Here is a 14,680-nt window from a genome sequence, read left to right on the forward strand (position 1 = left end):
ACATTGGACATTGGACGTTGGACTCTTTGGCAAACCGATTAAGATTGCCAAAGTTTGAGGCTATAAATAAAACTATAACCCCAGGTTTTAACCTGGGGAAACCCTAGGCTGAAGCCTAGGGCTATGAATAAAACATTAACCCCAGGTTTTAACCTGGGGAAAACCTAGGCTGAAGCCTAGGGCTATAAAACAAAGGATTATGAAACTATTTGACGTATATCCCCTCTACCCCATCGAATTGGTGAAAGCCCAAGGAAGTACGGTTTGGGATAAAAATGGACAGGAATATTTAGATTTATATGGCGGACATGCGGTGATCTCGATTGGTCACTCCCACCCGACCTATGTGGCTAAGATGACGGAACAATTGTCCAACATCGGTTTTTATTCAAATTCCATCATCATCGGTGGCCAAGCGGAATTAGCAGAGAAATTAGGACGTGTGTCGGGTTACCCAAGCTACCAATTATTCTTAACGAATTCGGGTGCAGAATCAAATGAGAATGCCTTAAAATTGGCTTCTTTTCATACGGGACGCAAAAAAGTTGTCGCATTCACCAAAGCATTCCATGGCAGAACAGCCGGTGCGGTGGCGGTGACCGACAACCCGAGTATCGTCGCACCTATCAATGATACATCCCATGTAACATTTCATCCTTTCAATCAAATCGAGGGATTATCGGACGTCATTACAGAAGAAACGGCCGCTGTGATTGTAGAAGGCATTCAAGGCGTAGGAGGTATTCAAGTTGCCTCTACCCCATTTTTACAAGCATTGCGTCAGCGTTGCGATGAAACGGGAGCCCAATTGATCTTGGATTCGGTTCAATGTGGCTATGGCCGTTCGGGAAAATTCTTCTCGCATCAATATGCGGGAATTAATCCGGATATGATGACCACAGCAAAAGGCATGGGCAATGGTTTCCCGATTGGCGGCGTGTTAATCGCACCGCATATTCAGGCGAGTTATGGCTTATTAGGTACGACTTTTGGCGGAAATCACTTAGCATGCACGGCAGCTAATGTGGTTTTAGATATCATTGAAGAAGAAAATTTATTAGCCAATGCAACGCAAATTGGCGCCTATATCGAGCAAGAATTAGCCGGAATACAAGGTATCAAAGAAGTTCGCGGACGTGGATTGATGATTGGAATCGAGTTAGAAGAGGCTGTAGGGCCTATTCGGGATGCATTATTACATCAGCACCATATTTTCATGGGCTATGCAGGAAAGCATACGCTGCGTTTATTGCCAAGTTTGGCGATTGACCAAGCCATCGCAGATCGTTTCCTTGAAAGTTTACGAAGCGTTTTAAAAGGCTAGATTAGTTTAGAAATGACTTGCTTTTTCATTAGAAATGTGATTATTTTGCGTTTCTTTTGTTCAAGACAAAGTCGAGAAATACAAAGAAAAGAAAGCGTACAAAACAATTAGATAATAGTATCAATGGCATTAATTACAAAAATTAGAGAGAAATCGGGAATTGCGGCAGCGGCTATCGCGATCAGTTTAGTGTTGTTTCTCGTGGGAAGTGATATTTTCCAAGGTAAATCATCTTTATTTGGTTCAAGTTCTCAAGAAGTAGGTCAAATCGCGGGCGAAAGCATCATGATTCAAGACTTCCAAAAGAAAGTAGAAGAAGCTACGGCTAATTACACGGCTCAAACGGGCAAAGGCCCATCTGAACAAGAAGCTGCTTCGATTCGTGAGCAAGTTTGGAACCAATTCGTTTTGGATATCGCTTACAAAAAAGAATTCGATGCCTTGGGATTAAAAGTTTCTGAAGAGGAGTTGATCGACATGGTTCAAGGAAATTACATCCACCCATCGGTACGCCAACAATTCACAAATCCACAAACAGGTCAATTTGACAAAACGTTTGTCATCCAATTTTTGAAGAACTTGAAAACAATGCCAGCGCAACAACAACAAGCTTGGGCGGCGTTTGAGAAGTCGATTTCACAAGATCGTATTCGTTCAAAATATGAGAATTTATTGCGTTTGTCCAACTACGTAACACAAGCAGATGCGCAAAAAGAATACCAAGCACAAAATGCGAAGTTCAACGCGCGTTTCTTATTTGTACCTTTCTTCTCAGTGGCTGACACAACCGTAAAAGTGACGGATGCGCAATTAGAAGAGTATTTAGCGAAGCACAAAGATCAATTCAAAGGAACGAACACACGTTCAATCCAATATGCGACTTTCCCAGTAATTCCAACGAAACAAGATACAGCTGAGTTCTACACGCAAATCAAAAAATTAGCGAAAGACTTAGCGGTTGCACCCAACGATTCAGCTTTTGCCATGTTGAATTCAGATGTGCGCACACCGTACTTGTTGCCGTACGCGGAAATTCCTGCAGCGGTGAAAACGATGTTGCCAACTTTCCAAGTGGGTGGTATCTATGGTCCATTCAAAGAAGGATTAACTTATTCGATTTACAAATACGGTGGCGTGAAGAAAGATTCTTTGTTCACGATGCGTGCGAGTCATATCTTAATTGCTCCAGCAAACAAATCAGATTCAGCGAAAGCACAAGCGAAGCAACGTGCTGAAGCAATTTTAGCGCAAGTTAAAGGAGGCGGAAGCTTTGAGACATTAGCTCAAATGAATGGCATGGATGGTACAGCTCAAAACGGTGGTGATTTAGGCTATTTCAAAAATAATGGCGGAATGGTTAAGTCATTCGAGAAAGCTTTGTTTGGTTTTAACGGAACAGGTTTGATGCCAGGTGTTGTTGAAACAGATTTTGGTTACCACGTTGTGAAAGTAACGGATGCTAAAACAAACACGAGCTATAAATTAGCAGCGATCAACAAGACCATCGCTCCATCTCAAGCGACCTTAGACAAAGTTTTCACGCAAGCAGATGCATTTGCGAATGCGAACGGAACAGTAGGTGCATTTGAGGCGGCTTTGAAGAAAGACAAATCCATCATCATGATGCGTGCAGATCGTTTGCAAGAAAACTCATCAGCAGTTAACAACTTAGCTAATGCACGTGAAATCGTTCGTTGGGCATTTGATGACAACACGGCGGTAGGTGATGGTTCAAAGAAAGTATTTGAGCAAGACAACCAATACATCGTTGCTTTCTTAACAGGTAAAACAGAGAAAGAAAATGTGAAAGTTGAAGACTTCCGCATCGAATTGACGGCTTTGGTTCGTAACGAAATCAAAGGTGAACAAATCTCGAAAAAATTAGCAGGTATCAAAGGTACATTAGAGCAAATCGCACAGAAATACGGTGCGGGTGCTTTAGTAGAAACGGTACAAGATCAAACATTGGCAAGCGGTATGTTGAATACAGCAGGGCCAGATGCAGTCGCTTTAGGACGTATTGCAGGTTTGAAAAACGGCAAGCGTAGTTCGGTATTCGTAGGAGACAATGGTGTTTTCATCGCTGAAAAAACAGGGGGTGTTGCTGCTCCAGCCTTAGCAGATTACTCATTATACAAAAATCAAATTCAAATGATGGGCGTTCAACGCTCTTCATTCTACATCAACGAGGCAATCAAAGAGAATGCTAAGATTGTAGATAAGCGTTACAAGTTCTATTAGTAGTACTTACCGAAAAAGAGAAAAGCATTCTGTAAGGGATGCTTTTCTTGTTTAGATGCCATGAAAAATTTACGTGCTTGGATTTTATTCGTTGCTGCAGGGCTATTATTGCTCCTGGCAAGTCCGTATATCCTCGTTCGTTGGGATTTAAGCGAAGAAAAGAAGTTCACCCTAAGCGAATCTACCCTTGCAACCTTACAGGCTTTGGATGGCCCGATTCACATCAAAGTCTACCTAGCCGGAAATGATCTCCCAGGTGGCTTTAAACGCCTCCAAAAAGCAAGCTATGCTATCTTGCAAGACTTGCAGCGCAATAGCCCTCAAACGATTAGTATTGAAACCATCGATCTCTATGCGGAATTTCCGAATACAGATGCGCGTGAAAAGCAGATATTTTTATTGGATTCGCTAGGCTTACCCCCGACGAACGTTGTCAATAATGTGGGTGGGAAGCAGGTCCAACAAATGGTATTCCCGGGTTTGGTGATTGAAAAAGGAGATAAAAAAACAGGAGTTCTGTTATTAAAGGGGAACCAATTAGCCTCTTCGCAAGAGGTTTTGAACCAGTCGGTGGAAGGCCTCGAATATGAAATCATGCAAGGCATTCAGAGCCTCATGGAAACGGAACGCAAGAAGATAGGCTTCCTGTTGGATTATAGTAAGGTGCCAGCCATCAAACAATTAGGGCTAATTTCTTCCTTGCGAAAAAGCTATGATTTATATCCCGTTGATTTGAGTGCTTCATCTACCTTGGAGGGATTGGATGCGATCTGTGTCATTCAACCCGATCGAAAATTTAGCACAAGCGACCAATATAAAATCGACCAATTTTTAGTCAAAGGTGGCAAGGGCGTATTCTTTTTGGAAGGCGTTCGCGTAGATACGATTCAAGGGCAGGGCTTGGTAAGTTCGGCGATGGATGTGGGCTTGGAGGAGATGTTGTATCGTTATGGATTGAGGTTGAATGCCAACTGGGTGAAGGATGCGGAATTGAGCGGAATGATTCCATTGGAAGTAGGCAACTTTGGTAATAAGGCCAATTTACAATTGATGCCTTGGCCAGCCTTCCCCTTATTGACAGGGAATCCGGCTTCGGTCATTACGAAAAATTTGGATGCCATTTATGGCAAATTTGTATCGAGCATGGATACGGTTTCGGGTAATAGTGGATTGACGAAAACACCCTTGTTGGTGACGAGTACATACACCCAAGTGCAAAAAGCACCGGCGATGCTACCGTTTTCCTCTTCAGGCAAGGACTTTAATCCGGCACAATATAAATCCGGCCGACAAATCATCTCGTATTTATTGGAGGGGAAATTCAAGTCCATTTTCGCGAATCGGCCTTTGCCGCAGGATACTTTAGCGAAGGGATTTGTTGCCCAGGGAGAAAATCCGGGGGGCTTAATTATTGTGGGCGATGGAGATTTGGCATTGAATGGAATTGACCCGAATACGAAGGGGCCAACGCCTTTGGGATATGATCCCTTTATGAAGCACACATTTGCCAATCGGGATTTTGCGCTGAATGCATTTCATTATTTATTGGATGACCAAAAAGCCTTGTTGGCGCGCAATAAAAACATTCGCTTGCGTCCTTTAGACAAAGCCAAAATACAGGAAGAAAGAAGCTATTACCAATTCTTAAATGTCTTGGTACCGGTCGCATTTGGAATCCTAATCAGTCTTTTGGTAATTCTTTACCGCAAGCGCAAATACGGAGCTTAAACACTTGGCTTTGTAGTCAAATTGATTTAACTTCAAGGTCTGAATTCAACATTAATCAATAATTAAAAGCAATGAAATTTTTAGTAGCCTCTAATGTCTTATTGAAGCAACTATCTGCCATTAATGGTGTGGTAGCGAGCAATCCGATTATCCCTATTTTGGAAAACATATTAGTGGAATTGGAGGGTAACAAATTGATGTTAACGGCATCGGATTTGCAAACGGTGATGACAACAACCTTAGAGGTTGAGGGCTTTGAAAATGGCTCTATTGCTTTACCTGCACGATTATTGTTGGAGACCCTTCGTAGTTTACCTGAGCAACCCGTTACGATTGGTGCAGATCAGGGAACATTTGGCGCGGAAATTGCGACACAAAACGGTCGTTTTAAGTTGAGCGGTGAGAACCCAATCGACTTCCCACGCATTCCCGAAGTAGCGAAGAATCAATCGATTTCTTTGTCGGCTTTAACCTTAGGTGAGGCCATTGCAAATACTTTATTAGCTGTATCCAATGATGATATGCGTCCGGCGATGACGGGTGTGTTAATTCAGATGATGGGCGATCACACGAATTTTGTGGCAACGGACGGACATCGTTTGGTACGTTACCGCAGAACGGATTTGAAGACAGAAGGAAGCAGTTCATTGATTTTACCAAAGAAAGCTTTGTCTTTGTTGAAGTCGACATTGCCAGCCGATGAAACACCTGTAACGGTGGAATTCAGTTCATCGAATGCCTTCTTTAGCTTCCAAAGCTTCCAGTTGATTTGTCGGATCATCGACGAGCGTTTCCCAGAATATGAGAACGCGATTCCGAAGGAAAACAATGAGATTTTGACGATTAATCGTTTGGAATTCTTGAGTTCTGTTAAACGTATTTCGATTTATTCGAATAAGACAACACACCAAATTCGTTTGAAATTGAGTGCCAATAAATTGACTTTGTCGGCAGAGGATTTAGATTACTCAAACGAGGCGAATGAAGCATTGACTTGTGATTATGCAGGTAAGGACATGGAGATTGGTTTCAATGCGAAATTGATTTCGGAGTTATTGAGCAATTTATCGTCGAAGTTTGTGGACATCAAATTGAGCGAGCCAAACAAGGCAGGATTAATCATCCCATCGGATCAAGATGAGGCGGAGGATATTTTGTTATTGGTGATGCCGGTGATGTTAAATTCTTACAATTAATTCCGTCGGAATTAATTGTAAGAATTTAACAATAGACGTTGGACGTTAGTCATTGGACTTTTGTCGTTAGACGATTATTATAACCCTAGGCTTTAGCCTAGGGGACCCCAGACTAAAGTCTGGGGCTAGATGTATAAACCAATTAATAGGCAGTAACAATGAAAAACTTATTTATTTTCTTGCTGATTTCAACCTTATCCCTACCCGCTTTCGCAGAAGGTGATGGGGTAAATTTCTTTGAAGGTAGCTTCCGTCAGGCATTGGCGAAGGCGAAAAAGGAAAAGAAAATGGTCATGTTGGACGCTTACACGTCTTGGTGTGGCCCTTGCAAGGTTTTGAAAAACAAGGTATTCCCGAATAAGGAATTAGGCGAGTATATCAATGAACATTTTGTGGCTATCGGTGTAGATATGGAAGCGGGCGAAGGCCCAGCTTTGGCAAATATGTATCCGGTAGAAGGCTATCCAACGATCTTGTTTTTAGATGCCTCAGGAAAGATTAAAAAGAAAGTCTTAGGCTTACCACAAGGTGGGGCGAAGGAGTTGCTGGGAGTGGCGAAAGGGGTTAAATAGACATTAGACGTTGGATTAAAGATTATAGAGACGCGATTTATATCGCGTCTTTTTTATTTAAAAATAAATTAGAACTGAAATGGGAATCGTTAACACAAAACATGCCAGCGACCAACGTCTAATGACCAATGTCTAACGTCTAAATGATCCCTTCCTCCTCCGCCTGGTTCTTTAAATCATGAATTTCCACAGGTTTCTTGGAACGCTTGCGCATTTGGATGTTGAGAAATTCCACGAACAAGGAGAAGGCAATCGAGAAGTATAAATAGCCTTTCGGGATTTGACCTATGTGATTGTTCAAAATACTTAATTCCGAATCGTGGCTTGCCTCTGCGATGAGCATAAAACCGATCATAATTAAGAATGAGAGCCCCAAAACCTGTAAAGAAGGGTGATTGTTGACAAATCGCCCAACCGGCCCAGAGAAGCCCATCATGATGATCGCTGAGGCAACGACAGCAATAATCATGACACCCATGTTGTCGGAAAGTCCGATGGCGGTCAAAATCGAGTCGATCGAGAAGACCAAGTTGATGAGTGCGATTTGAGTTACAATCTTGGCAATGCTATTAACCGTCTTTCCCGAATGGGCGATATGCTCCTCCTCCCCTTCCAGTTTCATGAAGATTTCATTGGTGGCTTTGTAAAGCAGGAACAAGCCCCCTACGAATAGGATGATCGCTTGGCCGCTGGGAGCTAATTTGACGAAGCCCCAATCGATGTGCATGAAAGGTTTTTGCAAAGAGATAAGCACGGATATCCCAAACAATAAGATGACGCGAAAGACCATGGCCAACAAAAGACCGATGTTGCGGGCTTTGGCTTGATCCTTTTGGGGCAAGCGAGAAGCGGTAATGGAGATGAAGATGATGTTGTCGATTCCCAAAACGATCTCCAAAAATGTCAAAGTCAGTAAACTGATCAGATTATCAAGACTAAAAAGTGATTCCATGCAAAAAAAATATTGAAGCGTAAAGATGGTGTGTTTCAGGCAGATAATCAATTCAAATTGCTTTTAAGCGAAAAATTATCATTTTTTTTCAGACGCCCGTTTGCATAAAAAAAATAAAAAGCAGATATTTGCAAACCGATTCACACGGAATGGTCCTATAGCTCAGCTGGTTCAGAGCACCTGCCTTACAAGCAGGGGGTCCTAGGTTCGAATCCTAGTGGGACCACAGAAACCACCTCAAACGAGGTGGTTTTTTTATTTTACGGCAGTGGTAGCAGATTGGGTAGCACGAGTGGGGAATTTATTTTATATTTCGAACAAATTTTACAATTTTTGACTCTAAAAAGTTTTCAATGAAAAATCTCAAGTTATCTAAATTCCTAGTGTTAGCAGTCTTATTGCCATTCGTAAATTATGCACAATCTGAAAAAGACACTCAAGATTGGATAGTTTCAAAACTAACAAGTCACATTTATTCAAATGGACTTCATAATTATACATTTGACTTATCAAAAAAAGGATATTTTGAATATACGCAGCCCATCTATGGAACAAATTTCAAACACAGTATTCCCTTGAATAAAATTAACCAAGTAATAATAAACTCATTTAATGCAGATGATAGAGAGGGATACACTATAAAATTCAGGTGTAAAAATAGAGATGAATGCGTTACCGTTACCAATGACAATATTAAAGTTAGTGGCGCTAGAATCGAGTTTTTACCAGCAAGTGAATTATTTTTCGATAAATCTTTAGGTCAAGATAATTTACCCAATAGATTAAAAAAAGCATTTACTCATTTAATAAAGTTAAATGGGGGACAAACAATTGATGATGTCTTTTAGAAGCTTTACTATAGTTCAGCTATCATCTCACTTTAACATTTCCATTTACTTACAAACCATCTCAAATGAGTTGGTTTATTTATTTTACGACAGGAGTAGCAAAGTGGGTAGCACCAGCGGTTATTACGAATGAAATTTGGGATTGTCAAAAATTACACGTCTACGATTTATGAGCGATTTCAAATCAACAATTATCCTTTTTATTCTGTCAAAATTTTGCTATCAACTTGATAAATAATCTTATTTTCATTATCAGTATTCCTATTAAATAAATCCAAACGCTTTGTATTGAAAGCTATTAAAAATTCTCCTGATAGGCCGTTAACACCAGTTAAAAGGTTAGAAATATCATTAGATAATTTTTTAATTTCAATTATTGAAAATTCCTTTACTTTAACTGATTCTTTTCGAGTAATAAATGCTCGAATTGAATCTTGATAAAAACTTGTTTGCCCTATTCCGTGGACTAGAAAATTCCTTTCGAGATTAATTTGACCTAATTTAGAATTAATCAAATTCCATTTATCTTGGAGCTCAGGTATTTCATTCTTAATGAACTTGGAAATCTTTTTTTGCCTTTCGTTAAAAGTCAATTTCAAATTCAAAGAAATACCTAAATTCAAATCAATTGGGTTATCTACAATTCCACAAAAGTAAAGAAGAGAAAACTCTAGTTCAGCGAATCGCATTATAAAATGTCCTATAGAACATTTGAATTTTTCATGATTTTCGAATAAAATTGACATGTTTTCATTTATATAACCAAAGACTAACTTCTATATTCAATCGGTTTTTTTCTTAAAAAAACACTCCGATTTTCGTTGAAATCATACAATGTGTAAAAGTTTCTTTTATGAGAATTTTGATAGGCAAGAAGCAATCCAAGATCGGTAAACTCTTCAGGCATTTCAATCCCAACTAATGTTCGTTCTTTCCCAGATTTCTCTTCATATTTTCTGTATTCAAATTTAAGTTCAATAGTATCTGCCGATTTAATTGGCTGAAGAGCATTCAATTTATCAATAAGCGTGAATTTTGGACCATTAGGATTAAAATTAAGTATTGGGTAAAAAGCCGTCAAATCTGAATTATTAGTTATTCGGATGTTAAAATTCCATGTTAATTCAAATATCATAATTGCACTATTCCCGTCTATATATCCATCGTCATTCACTGTATTTTGTGAGCTAAATCCCTTGGGGGAACTTGAACCTCTGTTATTGATAATCTCGATTGTGACTTCTGGTCTTTCAATATACTTCTTCCATAAAAAAGGAACAATTGCAATAATAATTGCTAATATTATCCCTACAATTCCGATCGTGATATCCATAATAACTTTTATTTTTTTTGATTTTTATTGGCCATCAAGCCACCGAAAGCTGAACAACTTGGTATTATTTAGTATTATAATATGATTGATAACAAACAGGATAATACTAAATAGATGCTAATAGGTAACCAATTTTCGCTTCTTAATAACTAATAACCTATTTTAAATATGCTCTATAAATGATTCCATCACCTACTCATCATCCCTTAAAGGTAAAAATCCCTTATCCCCTAAAAGCTGAATAATACTACGAAGCAAATAACTATTATCAAACCTTAATACATACTTACGTCCACCTTCTTTCTCTTGAGTCAACATTTTTTGATCAATAAGTTTTCTTATTTGTCTTGAAACCTCAGAGTCAGCCTTACCTGGAAAAATGCTTTTAACATCCGACGCAGATATAACTTGATGTTCAACTGCTCGTTTAAGTATTTTAGCTTCCAAATCAGTAATATATTTCTTTTCTAAAGATAAACTTATTGATGGCATCAGGATTTCTTTCCGCAAATAGTCATAATCAGATAATTTATCGATTTTCTCTATCTCTTCTTTCAATCCTTTTAAAACATACTCGATCCACGATAACAAACCAGACTCTGTACCATTATCAGCATCAGACAAAAAACGATAGTAATCATTCCGATTACTGCAAAACACTGCAGTTGGATTGATAATTCGACCAACATTAACGTTAAATCCTGCTTTAACTAGCATTGCATATGTAAATAAACGAACAGTCCTACCATTACCATTGCGAAACGGGTGAACCCAAACAAATCGATGATGCGCCATAGCTGTTTTTATTAAATCATATTTGGGACTATCCTCTTTATTTATAAAATCGAATAATTCATCCATATAATCATTAACCTTTAACCATTCTGGTGGCTTATGTGACGACTTACTTATCTCAAGATTCACTTGACGATATTGGCCTGGAGTAATATCTCCCTCACCATGTGGTGGTGGCAAAAGATCATCCACGATCATCTTATGCATTTCACTTATGATAGCCCTATTAATGGGATAGTTAACAATATTCTCTTCCACAAATGCCATAGATTTTTCAATATTCCGAATTTCTTTTATTCCTTCAGAGAATTGTTTTTTATCAGTAAGATTTGTTTCCATATATTCAGCTATCGTGGTGTTATTGCCCTCTATACGTGCGGAACCAATACTTTCTAATTTATGGAAGATATGTTTTAGCTGAAAAAACACCAATGGATGAGTGGACCCACCTAACTTCTTCTTTCGCAAGTGGTCCAAATCAATTATTAAATCAGTTAGTTTGGAGCCAAAAGATGGCTCTATTAATTTTAAATCAAAATGATTAAATCGCGCTCCAGACATTTGTGCTTGCATATACTTTTAATTAACAAAATCAATATACAACAATTAACGTTTGTTTAATAAAAACCGCTAAAAATCAATACATTACATATCAATTATAAACTAACAACATTTAACATTTTAAAATTAATCAATTGCAAAATTGTCATTTACAATTAAACAAAGTCCTATTTCCTAGTAGCTAGGTTAAAGAGGTTAAGAAGCTAATATGATAATACTTCTTTAGAATTTACACCAAACATTTACGAGTAATTAATAAAAGCAATATTTGTGGCACAATACCCAAAATTAAAAAAATCAAATATGGATATGAGAGATTATGTATATTTAAATCAAATTTTTGCAAAAATGAGATACTTGTTTCTTTTTATTATAATTATTAGCAATTCAAAAACACATTGTCAAGACTATTTAGCTATCTCGAGAAGTGAAAGCTTCAAGTCTGCAACTTTGGAAATGACTAAGTTGGGATTCGGGCATCAAAACACAATACAGAAAAATGAATATAATGTTCTCAAAAGGAAGGATTCAAAAAGTGGTGTCACAGAAATTGCAATTATAATTAATTTCGATAAAGCCAACGCAGGCAATGAGTTATATGTACTTAATGTACTGGAAAAAGGCATGAATAAGGACTATTTTTTTGATAAAATTTCCACCGAAATGAAATCAAAATATGGAGTTCCTAAGCGATTCAAAGACAAAGAATATATTTACTTTGCTAATGAAAATAGTCTAATAAGCTACGAAGACAAAAGAGATAATAATTCAGATTTATATTTAATATCGCTACCTAACCCTAAATTTTCTGGGTACAGTCATTTTAAATCAAAGGAATCAATTAAAATTTTAATTTCAGAAATATTATTATTTGATAATTCAAACTATCAACAAGGATTTAAAATGCTTCAAGAGAAAAAATATTTTGAAGCAATTAGATTTTTTTCTGGGTCTATCGATATAATAGATAATAGAATGTATTCCTATATTTTCAGAGGTTGGTCAAAAGCTATGCTTGAAGATAAATATGGTGGAATGGAGGACTTGAATAAAGCGTATGAATTAATGAAGACAATAGAAAAAAATGAAAATGCCGATTTATATTTTTACAAAGGCTTAATCCATTCAATGAGAGGGGAAGATATCGAAGGATGCAAATGTTTAAGTAAGGCTGGAGAATTAGGTAAAAGCGAAGCTTATACTGCAATTCAAAAATTTTGCAACTAAATTATCATTTTGCTTTTAATCGTTAATTACTCTCATTTTAACATAAATTTGTCCTCAGGATGTAACTTTGAATAATCATCGATATCACGATTGATCTCATTTATCAATTTAAATCTGACTTTTTCTAAACTATCAATTCGATTATTAATAGTTTGAATTTTTATCCACTTTAAGTTAAATGCACTATCTGTTGCTGCATTTTTACCAAGTATATTAACCATTTCTTCAGGAGTTTTCCCTTCTGGGAATAATTCTTTAAAAACCTTCCCACTCTCATTAGATAAGCTATCAATAGCCCTTGAAATTTGCCAAGACTTATTGTTTAATTTGGCTATATCTTCATTTAAAATTACCGATTCATTAAAAAACAAGTTATATATTAATGCCGCTAACAAAACAACAATTAATCCCGTTTGTATTAAATTTTTCATTCAATATAGATTGTAAATGATTTAACATTTTGAAACTTTTGAATTTTATCTTATTCAAAAACATAAAATACAATTCTTCAACTTGAGATTAAACAACTTAATTACAATGTTATTCCAAAATCATAAACCTTAGCAAATGAACTTCCTAGCATGCCTGAATTTTTAGGAATAAAAGCATATTCGCCACTTGCCAAGTCTTGATTAAACTTTATTCGATAGGTATCTGAGTTAACTTGCTCAATCTCAAAAGCAATCATATCTTTTTCACTTACCCCAAAACTATAACCTCCAATGCTAGCTTTTCCTGTTTGAAAAATACGCTGTTCTCCATCTAAGGCCAACTTAATTAACACAAATTCATTTGGCGAATTTGACTCAATTGAAAACCCACTATTGTTTAACGAAGAGGTAGATTTACTAAAATAAAACAAAAATTCAGGCTTACTTGTGGAAAGCTGAATCTCAGACATTGGGTTCGGAATAATCGCAACTGTCTTCACACTAGATAAGCCATATGAAAATGCAGCCCCCAAGAGATTCTTTGATTTTTGACCAGAAATAGCGTTGGGTACAATCTGCTTTTCTACTTTCAAACTATCCCCATTTAGATACGAAACAAATATTCCCGATTGGTGAATCTCTGGTTTACTATCTTTTGATTTACCAGAAGCCTTAATCATTTCAGAAACAATAGAGTCAGAAACTCCTATTTCTTTCAATTTGATTAGCTGCTCTATAGATACATCAAAGTTGACAGTTGAGGTTTTGATCTTATCAATTATGACTTCATTCCCGATACCCAATTTGACCAATTGAATTACAGTTTCATTTTTCAATAACTCTTGTTGGGAGTATGCTATACAAGAATAAAATAAACTAAAAACGAAAAATATACGCTTCAAAATCAATACTTTAGTCATAATTTCAATGATATTTAATGTGAAACTCGTGAAGAGTTAACCTTAGTAAAACAAAAAATTTTGGAAGCAATTTAATTAATTAAAGCCTATCGCATTCAACTTATATTTTAATTGTTCAAAAAGTTATTAACCGGTAATTCTCCATGATTCAAATTTTCCAAAACATTTATACTTATTACCCAGGATTAACAAACTATTATTTTATCATTTGTTTTTTAGTTGCCTTATTAAATCAATACTATTGCAATGCATTAAAAGGCTCAAAAGCAAAATTAGCTGAACTCACCTTGACTAGTTTTGTGTTTTTAATACCTATATATGAGTGGTATAATGTGGCATATCACGGGGCATATTTTCTTCCCAAAGTGTTCATAAAAGAATTAATTGGAGGTATTATTTTATTTATCCTATTCGAAATTCTAGGCAAAATAAATATTATTCAAAAGGTAATCCATTGGCTTAAGTGGCCTATAATTATTACAATACTTATTCTACTTTATAAGATTTATGAAATTATTGAAATAATTAAAATGGCACCTTAGTCTTTTGATA

14 protein-coding genes and 1 tRNA gene are annotated in these 14,680 nt (G+C 36.9%); 9 read left to right on the forward strand and 6 right to left on the reverse strand.

Features of this window, described 5'->3' with window-relative positions:
• Positions 1-196: 196 nt before the first annotated feature.
• The 5 genes from V7S75_RS08530 to V7S75_RS08550 all read left to right on the forward strand — a co-directional run bounded on the left by V7S75_RS08530 (position 197) and on the right by V7S75_RS08550 (position 7,061).
• Positions 197-1,324, forward strand: a complete 1,128-nt coding sequence (locus V7S75_RS08530) for an aspartate aminotransferase family protein (RefSeq protein WP_459513256.1) — start codon at positions 197-199, stop codon at positions 1,322-1,324.
• A gap of 123 nt (positions 1,325-1,447) precedes the next feature.
• The gene (locus V7S75_RS08535; protein WP_459513081.1) at positions 1,448-3,565 is read left to right on the forward strand and encodes a peptidylprolyl isomerase; all 2,118 of its coding nucleotides are present in this window, start codon (positions 1,448-1,450) and stop codon (positions 3,563-3,565) included.
• A 60-nt stretch (positions 3,566-3,625) separates the two neighbouring features.
• A complete protein-coding gene (gldG, locus tag V7S75_RS08540) occupies positions 3,626-5,293 on the forward strand; it encodes a gliding motility-associated ABC transporter substrate-binding protein GldG (protein WP_459513083.1) in 1,668 nt (555 codons plus the stop codon).
• 71 nt (positions 5,294-5,364) lie between these two features.
• On the forward strand, positions 5,365-6,489 hold the full coding sequence (dnaN, locus tag V7S75_RS08545; protein WP_377977292.1) for a DNA polymerase III subunit beta: 1,125 nt from the start codon (positions 5,365-5,367) through the stop codon (positions 6,487-6,489).
• Positions 6,490-6,647: 158 nt separating this feature from the next.
• A complete protein-coding gene (locus tag V7S75_RS08550; protein WP_459513085.1) occupies positions 6,648-7,061 on the forward strand; it encodes a thioredoxin family protein in 414 nt (137 codons plus the stop codon).
• A 139-nt stretch (positions 7,062-7,200) separates the two neighbouring features.
• Here V7S75_RS08550 and V7S75_RS08555 read toward each other — a convergent pair whose 3' ends face one another.
• Positions 7,201-8,013: a TerC family protein gene (locus V7S75_RS08555; RefSeq protein WP_459513087.1), complete on the reverse strand. Its 813-nt coding sequence runs from the start codon at positions 8,011-8,013 to the stop codon at positions 7,201-7,203.
• A 151-nt stretch (positions 8,014-8,164) separates the two neighbouring features.
• Here V7S75_RS08555 and V7S75_RS08560 point away from each other — a divergent pair.
• Together V7S75_RS08560 and V7S75_RS08565 are read left to right on the forward strand one after the other, a co-directional pair.
• A tRNA-Val gene (locus V7S75_RS08560) sits at positions 8,165-8,239 on the forward strand.
• 127 nt (positions 8,240-8,366) lie between these two features.
• A complete protein-coding gene (locus V7S75_RS08565; RefSeq protein ID WP_459513089.1) occupies positions 8,367-8,861 on the forward strand; it encodes a hypothetical protein in 495 nt (164 codons plus the stop codon).
• A 200-nt stretch (positions 8,862-9,061) separates the two neighbouring features.
• Here V7S75_RS08565 and V7S75_RS08570 read toward each other — a convergent pair whose 3' ends face one another.
• From V7S75_RS08570 to V7S75_RS08580, 3 genes are all read right to left on the reverse strand, one after another.
• Positions 9,062-9,607 (reverse strand): hypothetical protein, encoded by a 546-nt coding sequence (locus V7S75_RS08570; RefSeq protein WP_459513091.1) that lies wholly within the window; start codon positions 9,605-9,607, stop codon positions 9,062-9,064.
• Positions 9,608-9,630: 23 nt separating this feature from the next.
• Positions 9,631-10,194: a hypothetical protein gene (locus V7S75_RS08575; protein WP_459513093.1), complete on the reverse strand. Its 564-nt coding sequence runs from the start codon at positions 10,192-10,194 to the stop codon at positions 9,631-9,633.
• Between the two features lie 192 nt (positions 10,195-10,386).
• Positions 10,387-11,562 (reverse strand): Fic family protein, encoded by a 1,176-nt coding sequence (locus V7S75_RS08580; RefSeq protein WP_459513095.1) that lies wholly within the window; start codon positions 11,560-11,562, stop codon positions 10,387-10,389.
• 258 nt (positions 11,563-11,820) lie between these two features.
• Here V7S75_RS08580 and V7S75_RS08585 point away from each other — a divergent pair, with 258 nt between their 5' ends.
• On the forward strand, positions 11,821-12,777 hold the full coding sequence (locus V7S75_RS08585; RefSeq protein WP_459513097.1) for a tetratricopeptide repeat protein: 957 nt from the start codon (positions 11,821-11,823) through the stop codon (positions 12,775-12,777).
• 32 nt (positions 12,778-12,809) lie between these two features.
• On the opposite strand, the gene V7S75_RS08590 is transcribed toward V7S75_RS08585, so the two are convergent.
• Positions 12,810-13,208 (reverse strand): hypothetical protein, encoded by a 399-nt coding sequence (locus V7S75_RS08590; protein WP_459513099.1) that lies wholly within the window; start codon positions 13,206-13,208, stop codon positions 12,810-12,812.
• Between the two features lie 101 nt (positions 13,209-13,309).
• Positions 13,310-14,128 carry a hypothetical protein gene (locus V7S75_RS08595; RefSeq protein ID WP_459513101.1) on the reverse strand — a complete coding sequence of 273 codons (819 nt, stop codon included), beginning with the start codon at positions 14,126-14,128 and terminating at the stop codon, positions 13,310-13,312.
• 143 nt (positions 14,129-14,271) lie between these two features.
• On the opposite strand from V7S75_RS08595, the gene V7S75_RS08600 reads away from it, so the two are divergent.
• Positions 14,272-14,670, forward strand: a complete 399-nt coding sequence (locus V7S75_RS08600) for a hypothetical protein (RefSeq protein WP_459513103.1) — start codon at positions 14,272-14,274, stop codon at positions 14,668-14,670.
• Positions 14,671-14,680: the final 10 nt, after the last annotated feature.

The sequence above is a fragment of the Aquirufa sp. TARAVU-A1A genome, assembly GCF_054558675.1.

What these genes read in the sequence shown, in the direction of transcription:
- V7S75_RS08535 (WP_459513081.1), top strand. Translation starts at nt 1,448, where the DNA reads ATGGCATTAATTACAAAAATTAGAGAGAAATCGGGAATTGCGGCAGCG.
- gldG (WP_459513083.1), top strand. Translation starts at nt 3,626, where the DNA reads ATGAAAAATTTACGTGCTTGGATTTTATTCGTTGCTGCAGGGCTATTA.
- dnaN (WP_377977292.1), top strand. Translation starts at nt 5,365, where the DNA reads ATGAAATTTTTAGTAGCCTCTAATGTCTTATTGAAGCAACTATCTGCC.
- V7S75_RS08550 (WP_459513085.1), top strand. Translation starts at nt 6,648, where the DNA reads ATGAAAAACTTATTTATTTTCTTGCTGATTTCAACCTTATCCCTACCC.
- V7S75_RS08555 (WP_459513087.1), bottom strand. Translation starts at nt 8,013, where the DNA reads ATGGAATCACTTTTTAGTCTTGATAATCTGATCAGTTTACTGACTTTG.
- V7S75_RS08565 (WP_459513089.1), top strand. Translation starts at nt 8,367, where the DNA reads ATGAAAAATCTCAAGTTATCTAAATTCCTAGTGTTAGCAGTCTTATTG.
- V7S75_RS08570 (WP_459513091.1), bottom strand. Translation starts at nt 9,607, where the DNA reads ATGTCAATTTTATTCGAAAATCATGAAAAATTCAAATGTTCTATAGGA.
- V7S75_RS08575 (WP_459513093.1), bottom strand. Translation starts at nt 10,194, where the DNA reads ATGGATATCACGATCGGAATTGTAGGGATAATATTAGCAATTATTATT.
- V7S75_RS08580 (WP_459513095.1), bottom strand. Translation starts at nt 11,562, where the DNA reads ATGCAAGCACAAATGTCTGGAGCGCGATTTAATCATTTTGATTTAAAA.
- V7S75_RS08590 (WP_459513099.1), bottom strand. Translation starts at nt 13,208, where the DNA reads ATGAAAAATTTAATACAAACGGGATTAATTGTTGTTTTGTTAGCGGCA.
- V7S75_RS08595 (WP_459513101.1), bottom strand. Translation starts at nt 14,128, where the DNA reads ATGACTAAAGTATTGATTTTGAAGCGTATATTTTTCGTTTTTAGTTTA.
- V7S75_RS08600 (WP_459513103.1), top strand. Translation starts at nt 14,272, where the DNA reads ATGATTCAAATTTTCCAAAACATTTATACTTATTACCCAGGATTAACA.